Consider the following 16,901-nt stretch of genomic DNA (forward strand, 5'->3'; position numbering starts at 1 on the left):
CTGATTTCGCCCCGCTGCATCGGCTCTTTCGGGGGAAGGAGCTGGTGCGGCTCAACATTCCAACAAGGAGACAAACATGACTGTTCAACGTCAACGCCTTCATTTCCTGCTTGCGGCGGCCGCTGCCGCCACCGGTCTTGCCGGTGCCCCGGCCATGGCCCAGGGCAGCTATCCCAGCAAAACCGTGCTGATGATCGTGCCCGCCGCTGCGGGCGGTACCACCGATCTGGCCGGCCGCATGGCCGCACAGGCGCTGGCGCCGGTGATCGGGCAATCGGTGGTGGTGGACAACAAGGGCGGCGGCAACGGCGCCATCGCCGCCAATCTGGTCAAGCGTGCCGATCCCGACGGCTATACGCTGCTGATGCAGTACTCGGGCTACCACGTCATCTCCCCGCACCTGACCAAGGCCAGAAGCTGGGAGCAAAGCGACTTTGCCCCTGTGGCCAATGTGCTGTCGGCACCGCAGATCATCGTCGTGCGCTCCGAGCTGCCGGTGAAGACGCTGGCCGAGCTGGTGAGCTACACCAAGGCCAACCCCGGCAAGCTCAACTACGCCTCGTCGGGCAACGGCTCGCTGCAGCATGTGACGGGCGCCATGCTGGAGCAGCAGGCCGGCGTGAAGATGGTGCACGTGCCCTACAAGGGCACGGGCCCGGCGCTGCAGGACTTGCTGGGCGGCCAGGTGGACCTGACCTTCGGCACCGCGCCTCCCTTCATGCCCCATGTGCAAAGCGGCAAGCTGCGCGTGCTGGCCGTGACGGGCAAGCAGCGCCTGCCCAGTCTGCCCAATGTGCCCACCACCGCGGAAGCTGGCTACCCGGGGGTGAACGCCACTTCCTGGTTTGCCGTGTTTGCGCCCAAGGCCACGCCACAGCCCGTGATCGACAAGCTGGCTGCCGATATCAAGAAGGTGGTGCAGGACCCCGCCTTCAGGAAAAAGGCCGAAGAGCAGGGCGCCACGGCAGACTATATGAACCCTCAGCAACTGGCGGCCATGGTCAAGACCGAATACGGCAACTGGGCGCAGGTGGTGAAGTCGTCCAAAATCGAAGCCGAGTAAGCTGCAGGGCGCAGGGATTGCCCTGAATCCCTTGCATCTAAAAATGGAGCTGCTACCGCTTGATTGATAAGGATCTCAGATTGAAAACTATCTGAGATTCAATCTCATCAAGCGCTGGCAGCTCCTTTTATCGATAGGCAGAACGCTGGCCTGGCGTTTGAGCCGCTTGCTGCAGGATTCGTCCACATGCGCAGACAATAGCGCCCATGTCTTCCACGCATTCCGCCGAACTGCTGGCCCAGGTGGCCGCGCTGCCGCCATTGCCGGGCGTCTATCGCTATTTCGATGCTGCCGGTGCCCTGCTCTACGTGGGCAAGGCCATCAACCTCAAGCGTCGCGTTTCCAGCTATTTTCAGAAGGAGCATGGCGGCACGCGCATAGGCCATATGGTCAGCAAGATCGCGCGGCTGGAGACCACGGTGGTGCGCTCCGAAGCCGAGGCGCTGCTGCTGGAAAACAACCTCATCAAGACGCTGTACCCCAAGTACAACATCCTGTTCAGGGACGACAAAAGCTATCCCTATCTCAAGATCACCGGTGTGGCCCACCGCGACGGCAAGGAGGGTGAACCCGCGTTTCAGGAATTTCCTCGCATCGCCTACTACCGTGGCGCGGTGGACAAGAAGCACCGCTACTTCGGCCCCTATCCCAGTGCCTGGGCGGTCAAGGAAAGCATTCAGCTGCTGCAGAAAGTCTTCCGGCTGCGCACCTGCGAGGACACGGTGTTTGCCAACCGCAGCCGCCCCTGTCTGCTCTATCAGATCAAGCGTTGCACCGGCCCCTGCGTGGATCTGATATCTCCCGAGGCCTATGCGCTGGATGTGCGCAATGCCGAGGCCATGCTGCGCGGCGAAACCAGCGAGCTGCTGCAGCAGCTCGAAGCGCGCATGATGGCGCATTCCGACAAGCTGGAGTTCGAGCAGGCGGCCGAGGTGCGCAACCAGCTCACGGCACTGTCGCGCGTGCTGCACCAGCAGGCGATCGAAACCACCGACGATAAGGATGTGGACATCCTGGCCGTGCGCGTGCAGGGCGGCCGCGCCTGCGTGAACCTGGCCATGGTGCGCGGCGGCCGCCACCTGGGCGACCGGCCTTACTTCCCGGCGAATCTGGGCGATGCCGCATCGGTCTACTCCAGCGAGGAAGAGGTGGATGCCGCAGCCGAGGCGCGGCCCGTGGAGGAGCTGGTGCTGGAGGCCTTTATCGCCCAGCACTATGTGGGCGTTGCCGTGCCGCCCACGCTCATCGTCAGCCATCCCGTGGAGAAGCGGCTGGTGGAGCTGCTGACCGAGCAGACCGGCGTGCGCATCACCGTGGTCCAGCAACCGCGCGAGCAGCGCCGCATCTGGCTGGAGATGGCGCAGAAAAATGCCGACATCCAGCTGGCCCGGCTGCTGGCCGAGGAAGGCTCGCAACAGGCGCGCACCCGTGCCCTGGCCGAGGCGCTGGACCTGCCGGTCGAGAATCTCGACGAGCTGACCATCGAATGCTTCGATATCTCGCACACCAGCGGCGAAAGCACCAAGGCGTCCTGCGTGGTGTTCCATCACCACAAGATGCAGAGCAGCGACTACCGCCGCTTCAATATCGAAGGCATCACTGGCGGCGACGACTATGCGGCCATGCGCCAGGTGCTCACGCGCCGCTACAAACCCGTGGCCGAGGCGCAGCGCGAGGCGGGCGGCGCCGAGCTGACCGGCAAGCAGCCGCATCTGCCCGATCTGGTGCTGGTCGACGGCGGCAAGGGCCAGGTCAGCATGGCGCGTGAGGTATTCACGGAGCTGGGGCTCGATCTGTCGCGCATCGTGGGTGTGGAGAAAGGCGAGGGCCGCAAGGTCGGCCTGGAGGAGCTGGTGTTTGCCGACGGGCGTGACAAGGTCTACCTGGGCCATGACTCGGCGGCACTGATGCTGGTGGCGCAGATTCGCGACGAGGCGCACCGCTTCGCCATCACCGGCATGCGTGCGGCCCGCGCCAAGGTGCGCACGGGCAGCAGCAGCCTGGAAGACATTGCCGGCGTGGGGCCCAAGAAACGGGCGCGATTGTTGCAGCGTTTTGGCGGCGTGCGCGGCGTGGCCGATGCCAGCGTGGACGATCTGATGACCGTGGAGGGCATTTCCGCAACGCTGGCCGAAGAAATCTACAAGGCGCTGCATTGATGCAGGCTGCGCGAGCGCTAATCCGCGCTGGCGCAGCCTGCTCGTGACACAATGACACCCATGTTTTTCACCATCCCTACTGTGCTGACCCTTACGCGGATCGTGGCGATTCCGCTTATCGTGGGGGTGTTTTACGCGCCGCTGGATCAGGCGACCCGCAACCTCATCGCCACCGTGATGTTCGTCGTGTTTGCCGCCACCGACTGGTTCGATGGTTATCTTGCGCGCAAGCTCAATCAGACATCGGCATTCGGTGCTTTTCTGGATCCCGTTGCCGACAAATTTCTGGTCTGTGCATCGCTGCTGGTGCTGGTTCATCTGCAACGCGCCGATGTGTTCGTGGCGCTGATCATCATCGGACGTGAGATCGCAATCTCGGCGCTGCGTGAATGGATGGCTCAGATCGGTGCCAGCAAGAGCGTGGCCGTGCACATGATCGGCAAGGCCAAGACCATGGCACAGATGGTGGCCATTCCCTTTCTGCTCTATGACGGAGTGGCGTTCGGCGTGATCGATACCGGCGTCTGGGGGCAGTGGCTGATCTGGATTGCAGCGGTGCTGACCGTCTGGTCCATGGTCTACTACCTGCAAAAGGCATTGCCCGAAATTCGTGCCAGGCTCTGAAATCCGGGGTGGGCCTCTCTGAAAGCGCTTGCTCATCAAGCGCTTTTTGCTATCTGGCGGGCTGCTTTCGGAGCAGCAAAAAGATTTTGCGGCTACGCATTGCATGACTTGATCGGACTGCAGATTTTGTCAATTGTTGTCAATCGGTGAAGCCGACACGGAAGAAGCTTGAAAAAAGCCGCTGTGGATGGCCGAACCCGCTCAAAAACCGCATAGAATCTGGTTCTGTCGCTGGAATGCGCAGCGCGAGTTGGCGTCAAAAATGTCAGCGGCTTCAGGTAAAAATGGGCTTGCCCATACACAGAAACTGATAGGCTGGCTTCCGTCTTTATCGCGACTGGTTTCTTGCTGCGCAAGGTTTGCGTTTGCAGAGACATTCCATTCACTTATTTCTCGAGAGGCATCTTGTGAATAAAACCGAACTGATTGAGCACATCGCTAACAACGCCGATATTTCCAAGGCCGCAGCTGCGCGTGCACTGGACTCCACGATCGACGCAGTGAAGAAAACACTGAAAAAAGGTGGTACAGTATCGCTTGTTGGTTTTGGCACATTTGCTGTTGGCAAGCGTGCAGCTCGCACTGGTCGTAACCCCCGTACCGGCGATTCCATCAAGATCAAGGCGGCCAAGGTGCCTAAATTCCGTCCGGGCAAAGCATTGAAAGATGCTCTGAACTGACACCCAGTTTCAGTGGGTCCTTAGCTCAGTTGGTAGAGCGGCTCCTTTACACGGAGTAGGTCGGCGGTTCGAGACCGTCAGGACCCACCACTAAAAAACTAAAGAAATCAAGGGCTTAGAGAAATCTAAGCCCTTTTTCTTTGCCCTCTCTACCAGCTCGAATAGCCGTCACAAGCCGCCTCTACCAACTGAAAATCGTTGTCTACCAACTCTGCAGGGATTAGTATGGCGCTCCTTTTTGGGAGGTTAGATGGCAGGCAAGAAGCAGTTTCCAAATGGATCGTGGCAGTACGTCTTCAAGAAGAAGGGCGTTCTGGATAAGCCGCTGTATCTCACGTTTTCCACAGAGGCAGAAGGCGATGAATATGCGGCCAAGTTGGAGGCGCTGCTAGCGCGCGGCATTGTTCCTCTTGAGCACAAAAAGACCGAACAGGTTTTGACCATCTCCGACCTTGTGGCCGACTACGAGCGCGAGGCCCATCCTTCGCCCAAGGATGTTGCATCGCTGAGAACCATAGTGCCGATCCATGGCACGGTGCGTTTGACTGAAATCAATGCCGCCTGGGTGGACCACTGGATCGCGCAGATGAAGCGCATTGATAAGGTAGCGCCCACTACGATTCACGCGAAAGTCGGCGCTCTGGCTCGAGCCACGGACTGGGGTATGCGCAAAGGCTTCCTCACCATGCCTGACCACGCACTTCGCTCGCTGCCAAGTGGCTATGCCCAATACACCAAGGCTGACGCGGCCGTGGCCGGCGTGCAGCGAAAAGACAATGAACGGGACCGTCGGCTTGAGCCGGGAGAGTGGGAAAAGATCTTGGGAGTGATCGCTACGGGTGTGCTGCCCCGCACACAGCGGCCCCTCGTGCTTGAGGGGCGGCGGGACAAAGTGGCGTTGAAGTGCATCACAGTGCTGGCGGTTGAGACAGCGATGCGGATGCGTGAGATGTACACGCTGCGCTGGAGCCAGGTGGATCTGCCGCACAAGACAGTTTTCCTGGACAAGACCAAAAACGGGGACAAGCGGCAAGTCCCGCTGTCGTCCGTGGCACTGGCGGAACTGCGCGCGTTCCAGCCAAGTGATGCCGGCCCTGCTGATTTGGTGTTCCCCTTCCTGCAGGGGGAGGAGTCAGCGAAGAAGCTGAATGAAACGACAGATTTCTTGTCGCGCCTTTTCGTGGATATTTTTGAGCAAGCCGGGGCGACGGGGCTGCTTTTCCATGACCTGCGCCACGAGGCGACGAGTCGCCTGTTTGAGCGCACCAAGCTCAGCGAGACGCAGATCATGAAAATTACTGGCCACAAGAGCCACAGAATGCTCATGCGATACGCAAACTTGCGCGGATCGACCTTGGCCGATGACCTTTGGTAAGCCGCTCTGAAGTCTGGTCAAGGATGACTTTTTCTGCATAGCGGTGCACATCACTGGTTCGCATCACGTAGGCGCGACCAATGCGGCCGGCCGGCAGCACGCCGCCGGCAATGAGTTTTTCAATGGTGGAACTATGCACCTGAAGAATCTCCGCCGCTTCTGTGACGGAGCAGGTGAAATTGTTTGTGGATTTGGTCATAGTGCTATCAAAAGTTAAGCCCCTCTCGGGGCTTTCTGCTTATTTTGGGGTGCGAGGTTCAGGGCTTGGAATGCCTGCAGGTAGAGGTCCCATAGGCGCTGGCCATCTGGGCAGCGAGCCTGCTTGCCGCCGGATAAGCCGGCAGCGCAGCAGGTAGGGCAGTTGAAGTGGTGGGCTATGTAGGCCTTGTCTTCTGGTAGGCCCACGGTGCTGGCGCTGGTCATCGCGGTTTCTCAATGCGCTTGAAGTCGATCACCCAGACCCAAGGGTTTGCGGCCCAGTCACCACCGGTGGACTTCCAAACCTCGGCAAACCAATCGCGCGGGTCTGCACCATCGGCCATGTTGGGGAACGGGCATCCTTCGGCCATGACATCCCCTCGGCTGATGGACTGCAGGCGCTCCACCCGCACTCCAGTGATTTCCAGCCAGACTCGGGCCAGATCTTTGGGCATGTGAATCGCTGGGGTGTACTTCACGCCTGCGGCCTTGTCGCTGCCGTCCTGGTAGTCGGCGGCAAAAACAACCTCATCGCTGCCGCAGACCGTGGCACACGGGCGAATGTCTCGCGCACATAGATGCGGTCGCCGGGCTGGCCCACCGGTGAGAACTGCTGCACATATGCAAGGTCGTTGGGTTGCAGGCTCCCCTCGTCCAGAAAGTGCGACACCTCTCTAATGGCAGCAGCAGCGCGCATCTGCTTCATCATGTGCTCGCTGAATGCGCGGCGCGTCTGGGTCTTCAGGTCGCTCAGGATGTCGCGCACCAAGGGCGCTTTGAACATCAAGCCGGTTTCTTTCATTGGGTAGCTCCCTAAAAGCAGAACCCCGCTCAGTGGCGGGGCTCGGGGTGGTTGATTGGTTCGCGCCATCTGTCGCGCTTGTCGCCTCGGTCGCGGGCTCGGCGGCTCATGCTTGGCCTTTCTGCGCCTGGGCGCGCTGCGTGGCTTTGAGGCCGCTGTCCCATTGGTCGATGTAACCGGCCATGTAGGCATGCTTCGCCCACAGCGGCCATTGCTCTCGGTCTTGGCCAAGCCACATAGCCTTGCCTTGTGACCGCGCGCGTCGGCCCATGGCCTCAAACCATCGCTTTCCTGCGAGTCGCTTAGACATGCTTGCCCCCTTGTGTCTGCTGGGCTGCCAGCTTTTCAAAATAGAAGACGATCGGCTCGCTGTTGAGCGTCACCAGTCCGTAGCGCACGGCGCGGCGGAATGTGGACACATCGCGCATCAGCACCTCATTGCTTCGCTGCATCAGCTCGCGCCAGCCTTCCAGCGTGAGGCTGTGCTTGTCGATGTTGCAGGGCGGGCATGCCGGATTCATGTTGGCCAGCGTGTCGCGCTCGGGGTGGTCTGGCGGGCAGTGGAGTTCCTTGGTAAATCCGGCGCGCTTGAACCAGTCATTGCGAACAATGGGCTCAACATGATCGGCATGCCATTTGTCACCCAGCAGGCTGCCGCAGTAGGCGCAGCGCCCGCCAAACTTCTCGCGCAGCTCGGCGCGCTGCTTTTTACTGAGCGCCATCTCCACCTCCCTGCTGGGCTACCTGGGCGGCGATGGCGGCTTCATCTTCCAAATGCAGCGGCCCGGTGCAGTACGGGTCGCGCTCGATGCGAGCCATGGCCTCACGAATCGCCCGCCGTGGCTCATCGCCGCAGACCTCCGAAACCACGCGCTCACGGGGCTCGCCCATGTGGTGCTGCACTGTTCGCCATCCCACATCGTCCCCGTCGCTGGTAGTGAAGCAGCGCAGGTCAATGCACTGGTCTTTGAGAAAGTCCAGCAGCTCCGTATCCCGCGCGTCTGCCTGCGCCTGGGGTGCATGCATGGGCAGAGGCGAGTGCTTCGGCTTTGCTGCCTGCTTTGCCCGGATGGCTTCGACCTTTGTCCAGATGCGCGCCAGCTTCGTCTCGCCGCATGCGTGCATGTCCAGGCCGCTGGCCAGGCACAGCGCCGCGAGCGTGACCATCACGCCGCCAGCCTCCTGCGCTGGTTCGCCAGCAGGCCGCCCGAATACATAATCCACCAGCTGATGCGCCTCGCTGGCCGTGCAGCCAAGCGACTGCACCAGCTCCAAGGACTCTTCCAGAAAGCGGTGGTTGCGCTCAATGTGGTCAGCGGAGATTTCAGGGCCGAAGCAGGTCATCATCCAGGGCTGCACACGCTGTTGGAACTTTTGCGAATACGCTGCTGGATCGGAGCGCAACGCAAGGGCTGCACGTGCAAAGCCAAGCACTCCAGGTGCGCCGGCGTGGTACTGGGTGCCGTGACCGAGCTCGGGGTATTTGCTCGGAGACTCTCCGAAATAGCACTCGCCGGCGTTCAGAGCTATCAACTCAGCATCTGTCGGCTCCACCGCCTGCGCTGCCGGTGCAGATGCTCCGGCCAGCAGGGTGCGCACGGTGTCGGCGGTGTAGCAGTCAGCATCACCAGTGATCGGCTTGCTGAATGAGTACCGTCCAGCGCTCGCGCTCCATTTCAGCTGGAAATCAGGCTCAGGCAGCACCACTTGCGCAGCTGCTGCCGGGGTGGCGGCAAGCGCGGCGCGGGCCAGCCATGCCCACCATGCATATCCGGTGCTTCGGTCTTTGTAAGCGCCATCCGGCCAGCATGCCAATCGCTCTGCGATATGGTCTTCACCTGCGTCATGCATCGTCTCTTTGACTATCCGCTCAAACGCCGCGCGCTCATCAGGCACTGCCACGGCTGCGGGCGCTGCCTGGGGTGCAATGCCTTCGCCGCGCGCCGACAGGAATGCGCAGAAGTTCGCAACGTCAACGGGATCGCCCTTGTCAACGTGGCCACGCAGCAGTCCCGACAGGTGCTGCTGGCTGCACTCGGTATCGTCCCAGCCGCCGTAGCCCTTGTCTCGCTGCTTCGCCAGCTTGGCCTTCATGAGCGATGCCAGTGCGTCGACAGCGGCATCGTCAGGATGTTGCGCGGCGAGCTGGTTGGCTTCGGCCTGTGCTCGGCCTCCGTCCAGTCCTGCATGCCATGCGGCTTGTTCTGCTGCGGCTGCCGTCTTCAGGCCGGCTTCAAACGCTGATCGGCCGTAGCCCAGCAGGTGCTGGCGATCTTGTCCGGTGACAAGGTTCAGGCTGAAAGGCGCCATGAGTGCTGTCAGGTGCAGCTCATCGCCAGAGGTCATCTTGATTGGCTGTTTCATGAGGGTGGCTCCCAGAATGAGAAAAGCCCGCGGCTGCGGGCTGGGGTGTTGGTGGTCAGGGCATGCAGCTCATGCCCGCTTCGATGAAGATGCGCGCCTGTTCCGCGTTGATGGCATTGCCGTAGGCGCGCAGGCGTCCCACTCTGGCGGGAGCCCCATGAGCCAGCGGGAATGTGCTGGGTTCTACTGGCCGCCACTTTCCATCCCGGCACAGGAGCCAGTCAGCAGCTGACCATGGGCCGTTAACCGGGCCGGGCCCGGCAGGAGCGTGAATGCCTGCTCGCTCAGCGGTTTGCCCCGCGTCTGCTCCGCTCGCGCCGCAAGGAATTCTGGCGATGCGCTGGCTGAGTGCCAGTCCCGCGCGCTGGGCGTTGCCCATGTCGCCAGTTGCACTTGGTGAGCTAGGCATGTCGCAACCTCCCCGCAAGCATGCTTCTCCTTGCGCTTTATTGCTTGCTCCGGTGATCCGCCTGGAGTACTGGCCGTTGGGGTCCCCCATCCTGCCAGGCATGCTGCCGCGGCTAGGTCCGGGCCATGGTTCCGCATTGCTTCCAGCAGGCCACCCTCGAAGGTCCTCACGCCCTTGTCTGCTAGGGCTGCTGTTGGAGTCGGCCATCCAGATAGCTGCACCGTGTCGTTCAAGTTCGCCATCCCGTGCCCTTGGGCTTTTTTCGCTGCGATGTATTCCGCCGAGTGCGCGGGAAATGTGTCGCGTGCCATTGGCGTGGGCCATCCAGTAGAGCCGGTCACGGATGTGCGGAGCACCGACGCCCGCAGACGGAAACGGGACCGCCCCGACCCTGTATCCCAAGCCTTCCAAGTCATCTTGTACAAGGTCGATCCAAGGATTTGCGTCACGGCTCGCAACCTGCTCTCCAAAGATTCCTGCAGGGCGGCGCTGTTCAATGAGGTGGAAGAAGTGCGGCCAAAGGTGCCGCTCGTCATCAAACCCAGCTCCTTCGCCTGCCGAGCTGAAAGGTTGGCAGGGACAGTAACCGGTCCAAACAGGTCGATCATCTGGCCAGCCGGCGCGGCGAAGTGCATAGGACCAGACACCGACGCCTGCGAAGAAATGGCACTGGGTGTATGGCTTGAGGTCTGAGGGGTGAACATCCTCGATGCTCCTTTCGTCAACGTCGCCTGGTGCTATATGTCCGGCGGCAATGAGGTTGCGCAGCATCTGTGCCGCGAACTTGTCTATTTCGTTGTAGTACGCCGGTTTCATGGCTCCAGAAAGCAAAAAGCCCGCTCAGTGGCGGGCCGGTGGATGAATAGGATGTGGTGGCTAGTGAAGTGCTTCTATCGCTTGAATCAAAATATCAGCTTGATTTTTGTTCCGCTTTGCTATTTCACCAAGCTGCTGGTCTTCAATAATCAGCATGGTCGTTGGGTGCCCATTGATAACAGGCTCTACGCATCGCAGATTGCAATCTGCAATATGGGCAGGCTTAGCTAGATCAAGTTGCACTACTTGCTGGAAGCCTGTTCTTGGAGCTGCTATGCCTGTGAGCTGGGTGACTTGGAGAGAGATAATCTCTCCGTCGCGGAATCGCTCGCGAAATTCAGCTTGCCCCACGAGATGCATATCGGGTGTGTAGATGGCTGCAAGCATGATTACTCCTTATCGTTGATTCAGCATGGACTCACCAAGCTTGATGAATTCATCTCTTAGTCCGTTGTTTGCAAATCGGTTAGTGTTTGCATGGTGGCGTACAGCGCCCATGGAGCGGTTATCGATATGTGAAAACAAGGTGCGCAGATATGATTCAAGCGTTTTACTGTCTTCAAAAACCCATGCTGATACCGTGTTGGTCATATAAGACTCCGTTGCTGAAGAGCTTTTATTGTATTTTGATTCTCCATTTCTTGTTATTGCTGAATTTTGTTTTAATAATGCTTCGTCATTTTATTGATTAACGGAAATCATTAATAAGATAATCAGCCGCCTGTAAGTCGTTGACGCCTATGGATTTATGGGATTATGTGAAGAAGATTGGCGCAGCAACAAAAAGCGTCGTATTTGCGGTATGTCGTCGTGCAGGTTGCTGCAATCTCCCTGTTCTTTGCTCAGTTAGTCGCATTTGCAGGTAATTGATAGGCAAGGGGCTGGCTAGCGATCAAGAGACGACTTTCTTGATTTCTTGGAGTTGCACTTCAAGCCAGCCTGCCTTGATGGCAAGCTCTTTGCAGAGCTGGGCGGCTTCTTGAAGGGGGTAAGGCTTGCTGCGAACTGCAGTGCGTTTTGCGGCGCGCAGCCACGCGGTTTCATCAAACGGCTCTGGAGGCTTGCCGCCGGCCTTCTGCGCCATTTGGCATAGCCGCTCGTGCGCCTGCATTGCCTCGTCGAGCAGGCCGGGCGCTATACCTGACACGCGCCAGCCCTTGTGCACGGACACGGGATCTGCCTTGGCGGCCAGCCGGCGCTGGCGCTCGAGCTCCATTCCTTGAGCTCGCATGGCGGCCATGCGGGAATCGGTGATGGGGTCGCCGTTGTGATTCACGAAAGTCAGACTCATGGGAGCCTCCAAAGAAAAGCCCGCTTGTCGGCGGGCAGATGATTCATTGATGTGGGCGCCTAGCCCTGGATATGCAGATCTATGAATAGATGATCAGTTGCTGGCGCTGGTAGCCGGCGAGGCGGGCAGGTCGCCCAGAGCGGTGCGGCCTTCGCCGCCAAGAGCCTCAATCAGGTCGGGGATCAGGCGCGACAGCTCGCCGGTGGCAATGGCTACATCGGTATCAAAGCCGCCGTCCTCTTTGCTGTTGCCGTCCATGACCGCATCCAGCAGCGCGATGTTCTTTATCTGCAGGCCTTCGGTCAGCACAAAGCTCACTCGGTCGTCCCAGGTCATGGCCACCTTGGTGGGTAGCTTCCCGTGCTCGATGTGCTGGCGGACTTCATCAATATCCAGCGGGTGACGGGCGTAGCGCACCACAGCCTTGGACTCGTCCGCAGCCTTCAGCTCCGTTTCGCGGTCGGCGGTGAAGCCGGCGGGCGGCTCCTGTGTCATCAGCCAATGTGCCATGGCGGCCTGTGGGCTGGTCTGGGTATCCAGCAGGGCCACCGCAAAGCCTGGCAGGCTTTCGACCAGCAGCGTCACCACTTCATCGGCGCGGCCCTGGGCGCTGGTATCGAGCACCAGCGTGCGCGCCTGCGGGTCGATCCAGACCCACATGCTGCCCTGCTTGGTGAAGGCCATGGGCAGCAGATCCAGCTTGGCCTCGTCCTTGAGGTCGCGCTTTTCCTTCTTGCCGGGCTTGCGGCCCTCGGTATTTTCGATGTGCTCGGCCTTCTCGTTGACCTTGCGATTGAGCACGCTGGCCGGCAGCACCTTGGCCTCGGTCATGAAGCGCATGACCCACTGCCCGGCCACGGACTCGACCAGCGGGCCGTGCTGCTCGCCGCGCGGCGGAACCCAGCCCACAGAGCGCTCCTGCGTGGCGCTGCACTCCTCGAAAACTGTCTTTCGCAGGGCATCCTCCAGCGCCTGCAGATCGCCTTGCCAGCTCTTGGCAATGCGGTAAATGATCATGCTCTTGAACATCTGGACTCCAGAAATAGAAAAAGCCCGCGGGTGCGGGCTTGGTGCGAGTGAATAGAAGGGTCCCAGGAGATAGGGAGCCGGGAAGGTGCTATTTGGGGCTAAGCGGCGTGGCGCAATGGGTAGAGGGCTTTTCAGCACAGAGCATTCTTGGTGAGCAATGCGTGCGCCCATCACATCGCTGTTTGGGTGCTTTGATCGTGGTGTTGGTCAACACTTCGACGGCCCGGGCACGCTGATGCTCATTGAATAGACTTGCGGATGACTTCACCTGTAGCGGGTAGTACGCGGTGCAGGTTTTCCACGCAATCAATGGGATCAACGAGTACACGAATAGTCGAAACAAGGTAGCCCCGTCATTTGGATTGTTCAGGAATGTTAGCTTATGTAACGGCTTTAATCATCCTAAATAATCACATCGGCTTTTCCTTCAAACACTGCACAGTCTTCTCGTCCAGCCACTCGGCATGCATGCCTGGGCAGGCGAACTCGTCGCGCAGGTTCTGGGCGATGGTCTGGGGCTCATCTGCCTGGGCATCTGGCACGGCCAGCCATGTAAGGCCCAGGCAGATGGCAACGATCAAGATCAGGGCTTCAAGCAGCTTTGTCATGGTTTCGTTCCTTAGCGCTTATCCAGAAAGCGCGAGCAGCTATCAAAATTGAACGATCAGACGGGCCAGGCCTCGGGTGTGAGGGCAATAACCACGACCGCGCCGATCAGGCAGAAGAGGCCGAAGCCGGTGAGAGCCCATTGCGCCGCGAGCAGCAGCTTTTGATTGGGGTGAGGATGAGCGGCCATTTCACAGGCCTCCCTTCTCGCGCAGGCGCTGAACCATGTCTTCATCGACAGGGTGTTGGTTGCTGTATGGATTCATCACGCAGCCCTCAATCCCATTGCTCGCCGGCGGCGCTTTCAACTTCGTCCGCGTCCATGTCCAGCTCGATAGAGCTGCGGCCAACGTAGAGCGCGAGCAGAAGGCCGTCAAACCTGCCCACAGCATCGGGAATGCTCTTGGGCGTGATGTCGCGGCCGTCCAGTTTCAGTGAATAGACCTCACCGTTTTTGTTGATGGACAGTCGCATGTCGGCGCTGTATTTGCTGCTAGTGCTTTCATCGCTATCAAGCGAAAGCCAGCCGCCGCCATACTCGCTTGGTTCGTAGTGAGCGTAGAAGGCTTCATGCCGCTCCTTGTGGAAGGCTTCGCGCGCCTTCCCAACCAACTCGGACAGCTTGATGCGCTCTGGCACGTCCGGGATGGAGCTTTTCAGGCCTTGAGCGATAGCTGTCTTGATGGTTTCAGCGTTCGCGCTCATGACGGCCTCCGTGACTGCGCTATTGGCCATAAGCTGGAACTTCGCCACATCATCAATTGCCAGCCCGTGGGGCATGGCGTCCTTGAGCTGGGTTTCAAGCGCCTTGCGGAACGGGCTGGAATAGTCGGTAGCGTCCCGGATGGCGGCACCGACAGCTTCGGCAATGGCCTTGTTTACCAGGGGCTGGATGCGCTCGGCGCTGACGGCCTGGGAGATGATGCTGGGCAAGTCCAAATCGATCTTGATTTCCATGGGGACTCCTGTGGAGGGTGGTTGGGGCAAAGAAAAAGCCCGCGAGCGATTGCTGCGGGCTTGAATAAAGAGCCGGTGACCTTTCGGGTCTGCCTGGGGAATGGTTTAGAGAGGGAGGGAGGAGATAGGCCCCAGACCCGGCGGAAAAGTTAGATGGCGCAGCTTCCTTCTGCCCGATGAGGGGCAGGCAGAAGAAATGCGCACTTGGGTTAATAAAAGGTGCTGCGCCATCTGGCGTGACCACTGTCGCCACGACGCAAGCGCCGAGTTCGTGACTGCCGCCAGCCCAGGCGAATTCCTGTGCTGCCGTACCTGCTCGAGCAGTCACGCCAGATAGCCCCCGCTACTTTCCCGGGGTGTTCATGATGGGCACCTAAGACCGGTGCAATTACCCTCTTGCAGTATTCCAGCCGGGCCTTGCAGGCCTGGTTTGTAAGAACCGGGGAGCCGACCCCCGACACCATCAAGAAAAAGAGCGGATCACCCGGCTGGCGGTCTGTCGGTGGCGGCATCTCGGATTGCCAAACTCCACGCCCGGTTTCAGTTTTTCAGTGCCGCGCTCTTTCTTGATGGCCCCGCTATAGCCCTGCGGGGGAGGGCACATGCATAGCCGCATGCTGGCGAATCGCTCACATTTTTGAATCTCCGTTACTCACGTAGGCACCTATGCATTCAGCAAGTGAGCCTTGATGAAGGGCCCGAAAAGTGGGTTGTCGCCTTTTTTGTATTCCAGGCGGATGCGGTCGCCGGGGTGGAAGCCACCAGGCGGCGCGATATGGGCATCCACTCGGACGTCAAATCCCATGTCTCCGCTGCGCACAGTCAGGCTCCAGGCCCCGCTGACGAATTGCTCGGCGCATTGCACAGTGGCACCCAGGAAACATGTCTGCAGAGTGGCTGTCACCACCTCGTCCTGCTTTGTGGCGGGAATCTTGGTGTCCACCTGCTTGGGCAGCTTGGCCCATGCGAGGGTTTCGTCGGCGCCATCACTGTTGCGCAGCGGGCGTAGCTCGCAATCCCTATAGACGACAGTGTTTCGCGGGTCGGGAGGGCAAGTAAGGTCGCCAAACTTGAAGGTGGAGAGAGGACGCCCCTCCCAGTCTGCAGGGATCGAATGGGCCCCCGGTGTGGCGCGGCTGAGAATTTCCAGCAGACAGCCGTTGTTGTTGGGGTATTCAAGATCGTTGACCACGATGGCCAGATCACCAAGACGACAGTTCATGGCATTCCTTGATTCAACTGTTTATTTATACAGTATTCTTGAGCGAATTGGGCCTGTAGGTCAACTCAAACGGAAGCCCTGCAAGCAAGGCTTTGGTTTGAACTCCGGATGCGCTCCGGACGGCGGCGCTAGCGCGCTGGGCGTTGTTGCTCTTGGCCTCCCTGAATGCCTCACCGCCGTATAGAACCCAGCGGATGGATTTCGCGTGGCCTTTCGATGTTCCTGTTGCCGATCCCATCCGGGGGCAGAGCAGTACTGACTAGAGCGACCGACGACCTTTTGTATCCCGCTGCCGCCCGCGGTGCCCTGTGTTTACCCAGCCGTGCGGCTGCATGAGCTTCGGTGCTGGCTCGATCACTTCGCACCCATCGCAGCGGTTTATTGCTGCGACGAGTGAATTGTTAGCTTCGGCGAACAATATGTCAATAGCTTAGGCTAACAAATTGGAAGCTTGAGCAAATTTTCAGAGATCCCCAGAAAGCCGCAGACGAAAAAAAGCCCGCTCATCGCGGGCTAGTCTCTGAGGCATATGGGTGCTGCTTCTCACCGAATCTCAATGGTCTCCAACATTTAAAACACCATCGAATCCGGCCCAACCGATCCGGCCACGCGGCAGATGCATTCCACCTCTTCCTTGGAGATAGTCATGGGGGCATAGCCGTTGTTGATGCTTAGCAGTTGGATTTCATCACCACGAATCCAGTTGAGTTCCTTGAGCAGACACTTGCCATCGTGAAGCTTCACAACGACATCACGGCCTGGCTGGGCTTCTATGCTGGGGGTGATGACGACGAATTCCCCGGCGCGGTAGCGCGGGTGCATGGAGTCTCCCTTTATGCGCAGGGCATAGGCCTGGGGGTCTCCCGTCCAGTATTCCACCCAGCCATCGGGAGTGGTGTCTTGCACCAGATAGCCGTCGTCTCCACCGCGTACGCTTCCTGTAATTGGCACTCTTCTTGATTTCTTCAGTTCTAGGGCGGGCTCCACATTCGAGTGCTCCGCAATTACAAGCCGAGAACCTGGAGCTAATTCCTTAGGGCCGATGCCTTCGGCTAGCCACGCTGGGGACACGCTCAGTTGGTACTCGGTGCAAATGATTTCTGCATGGGTTCTGCTGATTGAAGAGACCTTCTCAGGGTTGTTGAACCATGCGGAAACCGTTGGCCGACTCACATCGCACTTTTTGGCGATGTTGGCCATGACTCCGCGTTCCAGCGGCAGCTGGAAAACATCTCTGAGTCTTTCTTGAATGCTAGTCATTAGCTTAGCCTAACTTTTTATTTGTTAGCTTGGGCTTGCGTTGTTT

Annotated in this window: 21 protein-coding genes, 1 tRNA gene and 1 pseudogene; 6 read left to right on the forward strand and 17 right to left on the reverse strand. The window is 59.4% G+C overall.

The genetic code is table 11. The features are described from left to right. Positions 1-76: 76 nt before the first annotated feature. From NOX35_RS09755 to NOX35_RS09780, 6 genes are all read left to right on the forward strand, one after another. The gene (locus NOX35_RS09755; RefSeq protein ID WP_256496486.1) at positions 77-1,063 is read left to right on the forward strand and encodes a tripartite tricarboxylate transporter substrate binding protein; all 987 of its coding nucleotides are present in this window, start codon (positions 77-79) and stop codon (positions 1,061-1,063) included. 206 nt (positions 1,064-1,269) lie between these two features. Further along, positions 1,270-3,222, forward strand: coding sequence for an excinuclease ABC subunit UvrC (uvrC, locus tag NOX35_RS09760; protein ID WP_256496487.1), 1,953 nt, complete (start codon positions 1,270-1,272; stop codon positions 3,220-3,222). 60 nt (positions 3,223-3,282) lie between these two features. Further along, positions 3,283-3,846, forward strand: coding sequence for a CDP-diacylglycerol--glycerol-3-phosphate 3-phosphatidyltransferase (gene pgsA, locus NOX35_RS09765; RefSeq protein WP_019043474.1), 564 nt, complete (start codon positions 3,283-3,285; stop codon positions 3,844-3,846). Positions 3,847-4,253: 407 nt separating this feature from the next. Continuing rightward, positions 4,254-4,526: an HU family DNA-binding protein gene (locus NOX35_RS09770; protein WP_003056615.1), complete on the forward strand. Its 273-nt coding sequence runs from the start codon at positions 4,254-4,256 to the stop codon at positions 4,524-4,526. A gap of 14 nt (positions 4,527-4,540) precedes the next feature. After that, positions 4,541-4,616 (forward strand) — tRNA-Val (locus tag NOX35_RS09775). 160 nt (positions 4,617-4,776) lie between these two features. After that, positions 4,777-5,901 carry a site-specific integrase gene (locus NOX35_RS09780; protein WP_256496488.1) on the forward strand — a complete coding sequence of 375 codons (1,125 nt, stop codon included), beginning with the start codon at positions 4,777-4,779 and terminating at the stop codon, positions 5,899-5,901. Here NOX35_RS09780 and NOX35_RS09785 read toward each other — a convergent pair. The 17 genes and pseudogenes from NOX35_RS09785 to NOX35_RS09865 all read right to left on the reverse strand — a co-directional run bounded on the left by NOX35_RS09785 (position 5,849) and on the right by NOX35_RS09865 (position 16,855). Then, entirely contained in the window at positions 5,849-6,100 is a 252-nt protein-coding gene (locus NOX35_RS09785) for a helix-turn-helix domain-containing protein (RefSeq protein WP_256496489.1), read from the reverse strand. The two genes, NOX35_RS09780 and NOX35_RS09785, sit on opposite strands and share 53 nt — an antisense overlap. Before the next feature lie 220 nt (positions 6,101-6,320). Next, a complete protein-coding gene (locus NOX35_RS09790) occupies positions 6,321-6,554 on the reverse strand; it encodes a hypothetical protein (protein ID WP_256496490.1) in 234 nt (77 codons plus the stop codon). A 20-nt stretch (positions 6,555-6,574) separates the two neighbouring features. Beyond that, positions 6,575-6,901, reverse strand: coding sequence for a hypothetical protein (locus NOX35_RS09795; protein ID WP_256496491.1), 327 nt, complete (start codon positions 6,899-6,901; stop codon positions 6,575-6,577). Between the two features lie 106 nt (positions 6,902-7,007). Continuing rightward, positions 7,008-7,139, reverse strand: coding sequence for a hypothetical protein (locus NOX35_RS09800; RefSeq protein ID WP_256496492.1), 132 nt, complete (start codon positions 7,137-7,139; stop codon positions 7,008-7,010). 64 nt (positions 7,140-7,203) lie between these two features. Further along, complete coding sequence (locus NOX35_RS09805) at positions 7,204-7,623, reverse strand: HNH endonuclease (protein WP_256496493.1); 420 nt, start codon at positions 7,621-7,623, stop codon at positions 7,204-7,206. After that, a complete protein-coding gene (locus NOX35_RS09810; protein ID WP_256496494.1) occupies positions 7,610-9,265 on the reverse strand; it encodes a hypothetical protein in 1,656 nt (551 codons plus the stop codon). Before NOX35_RS09810 ends, NOX35_RS09805 begins: the two co-directional genes overlap by 14 nt. Before the next feature lie 55 nt (positions 9,266-9,320). Beyond that, entirely contained in the window at positions 9,321-9,674 is a 354-nt protein-coding gene (locus NOX35_RS09815) for a hypothetical protein (RefSeq protein ID WP_256496973.1), read from the reverse strand. 360 nt (positions 9,675-10,034) lie between these two features. Beyond that, positions 10,035-10,490, reverse strand: a pseudogene (locus tag NOX35_RS09820) (DNA cytosine methyltransferase); the annotation flags it as partial. Between the two features lie 60 nt (positions 10,491-10,550). After that, positions 10,551-10,877 (reverse strand): hypothetical protein, encoded by a 327-nt coding sequence (locus NOX35_RS09825; protein WP_256496495.1) that lies wholly within the window; start codon positions 10,875-10,877, stop codon positions 10,551-10,553. Positions 10,878-10,886: 9 nt separating this feature from the next. Beyond that, on the reverse strand, positions 10,887-11,081 hold the full coding sequence (locus NOX35_RS09830) for a hypothetical protein (protein ID WP_256496496.1): 195 nt from the start codon (positions 11,079-11,081) through the stop codon (positions 10,887-10,889). Between the two features lie 301 nt (positions 11,082-11,382). After that, entirely contained in the window at positions 11,383-11,781 is a 399-nt protein-coding gene (locus NOX35_RS09835) for a hypothetical protein (protein WP_256496497.1), read from the reverse strand. 93 nt (positions 11,782-11,874) lie between these two features. After that, positions 11,875-12,810, reverse strand: coding sequence for a recombination-associated protein RdgC (locus tag NOX35_RS09840; protein WP_256496498.1), 936 nt, complete (start codon positions 12,808-12,810; stop codon positions 11,875-11,877). A 410-nt stretch (positions 12,811-13,220) separates the two neighbouring features. Next, positions 13,221-13,418 carry a hypothetical protein gene (locus NOX35_RS09845; RefSeq protein ID WP_256496499.1) on the reverse strand — a complete coding sequence of 66 codons (198 nt, stop codon included), beginning with the start codon at positions 13,416-13,418 and terminating at the stop codon, positions 13,221-13,223. A gap of 56 nt (positions 13,419-13,474) precedes the next feature. Next, positions 13,475-13,651: a hypothetical protein gene (locus tag NOX35_RS09850; protein WP_256496500.1), complete on the reverse strand. Its 177-nt coding sequence runs from the start codon at positions 13,649-13,651 to the stop codon at positions 13,475-13,477. 41 nt (positions 13,652-13,692) lie between these two features. Further along, the gene (locus tag NOX35_RS09855) at positions 13,693-14,373 is read right to left on the reverse strand and encodes a hypothetical protein (protein WP_256496501.1); all 681 of its coding nucleotides are present in this window, start codon (positions 14,371-14,373) and stop codon (positions 13,693-13,695) included. A gap of 664 nt (positions 14,374-15,037) precedes the next feature. Beyond that, positions 15,038-15,595 (reverse strand): hypothetical protein, encoded by a 558-nt coding sequence (locus tag NOX35_RS09860; protein ID WP_256496502.1) that lies wholly within the window; start codon positions 15,593-15,595, stop codon positions 15,038-15,040. A 570-nt stretch (positions 15,596-16,165) separates the two neighbouring features. Beyond that, positions 16,166-16,855, reverse strand: a complete 690-nt coding sequence (locus NOX35_RS09865) for a S24 family peptidase (protein WP_256496503.1) — start codon at positions 16,853-16,855, stop codon at positions 16,166-16,168. Positions 16,856-16,901 lie beyond the last annotated feature (46 nt).

It is taken from the genome of Comamonas sp. C11 (genome assembly GCF_024496285.1).
GTDB lineage: Bacteria > Pseudomonadota > Gammaproteobacteria > Burkholderiales > Burkholderiaceae_C > Comamonas > Comamonas testosteroni_F.

What these genes read in the sequence shown, in the direction of transcription:
- NOX35_RS09755 (WP_256496486.1), top strand. Translation starts at nt 77, where the DNA reads ATGACTGTTCAACGTCAACGCCTTCATTTCCTGCTTGCGGCGGCCGCT.
- uvrC (WP_256496487.1), top strand. Translation starts at nt 1,270, where the DNA reads ATGTCTTCCACGCATTCCGCCGAACTGCTGGCCCAGGTGGCCGCGCTG.
- pgsA (WP_019043474.1), top strand. Translation starts at nt 3,283, where the DNA reads ATGTTTTTCACCATCCCTACTGTGCTGACCCTTACGCGGATCGTGGCG.
- NOX35_RS09780 (WP_256496488.1), top strand. Translation starts at nt 4,777, where the DNA reads ATGGCAGGCAAGAAGCAGTTTCCAAATGGATCGTGGCAGTACGTCTTC.
- NOX35_RS09785 (WP_256496489.1), bottom strand. Translation starts at nt 6,100, where the DNA reads ATGACCAAATCCACAAACAATTTCACCTGCTCCGTCACAGAAGCGGCG.
- NOX35_RS09790 (WP_256496490.1), bottom strand. Translation starts at nt 6,554, where the DNA reads ATGCCCAAAGATCTGGCCCGAGTCTGGCTGGAAATCACTGGAGTGCGG.
- NOX35_RS09795 (WP_256496491.1), bottom strand. Translation starts at nt 6,901, where the DNA reads ATGAAAGAAACCGGCTTGATGTTCAAAGCGCCCTTGGTGCGCGACATC.
- NOX35_RS09800 (WP_256496492.1), bottom strand. Translation starts at nt 7,139, where the DNA reads ATGTGGCTTGGCCAAGACCGAGAGCAATGGCCGCTGTGGGCGAAGCAT.
- NOX35_RS09805 (WP_256496493.1), bottom strand. Translation starts at nt 7,623, where the DNA reads ATGGCGCTCAGTAAAAAGCAGCGCGCCGAGCTGCGCGAGAAGTTTGGC.
- NOX35_RS09810 (WP_256496494.1), bottom strand. Translation starts at nt 9,265, where the DNA reads ATGAAACAGCCAATCAAGATGACCTCTGGCGATGAGCTGCACCTGACA.
- NOX35_RS09815 (WP_256496973.1), bottom strand. Translation starts at nt 9,674, where the DNA reads ATGCCTAGCTCACCAAGTGCAACTGGCGACATGGGCAACGCCCAGCGC.
- NOX35_RS09825 (WP_256496495.1), bottom strand. Translation starts at nt 10,877, where the DNA reads ATGCTTGCAGCCATCTACACACCCGATATGCATCTCGTGGGGCAAGCT.
- NOX35_RS09830 (WP_256496496.1), bottom strand. Translation starts at nt 11,081, where the DNA reads ATGACCAACACGGTATCAGCATGGGTTTTTGAAGACAGTAAAACGCTT.
- NOX35_RS09835 (WP_256496497.1), bottom strand. Translation starts at nt 11,781, where the DNA reads ATGAGTCTGACTTTCGTGAATCACAACGGCGACCCCATCACCGATTCC.
- NOX35_RS09840 (WP_256496498.1), bottom strand. Translation starts at nt 12,810, where the DNA reads ATGTTCAAGAGCATGATCATTTACCGCATTGCCAAGAGCTGGCAAGGC.
- NOX35_RS09845 (WP_256496499.1), bottom strand. Translation starts at nt 13,418, where the DNA reads ATGACAAAGCTGCTTGAAGCCCTGATCTTGATCGTTGCCATCTGCCTG.
- NOX35_RS09850 (WP_256496500.1), bottom strand. Translation starts at nt 13,651, where the DNA reads ATGAAGACATGGTTCAGCGCCTGCGCGAGAAGGGAGGCCTGTGAAATG.
- NOX35_RS09855 (WP_256496501.1), bottom strand. Translation starts at nt 14,373, where the DNA reads ATGGAAATCAAGATCGATTTGGACTTGCCCAGCATCATCTCCCAGGCC.
- NOX35_RS09860 (WP_256496502.1), bottom strand. Translation starts at nt 15,595, where the DNA reads ATGAACTGTCGTCTTGGTGATCTGGCCATCGTGGTCAACGATCTTGAA.
- NOX35_RS09865 (WP_256496503.1), bottom strand. Translation starts at nt 16,855, where the DNA reads ATGACTAGCATTCAAGAAAGACTCAGAGATGTTTTCCAGCTGCCGCTG.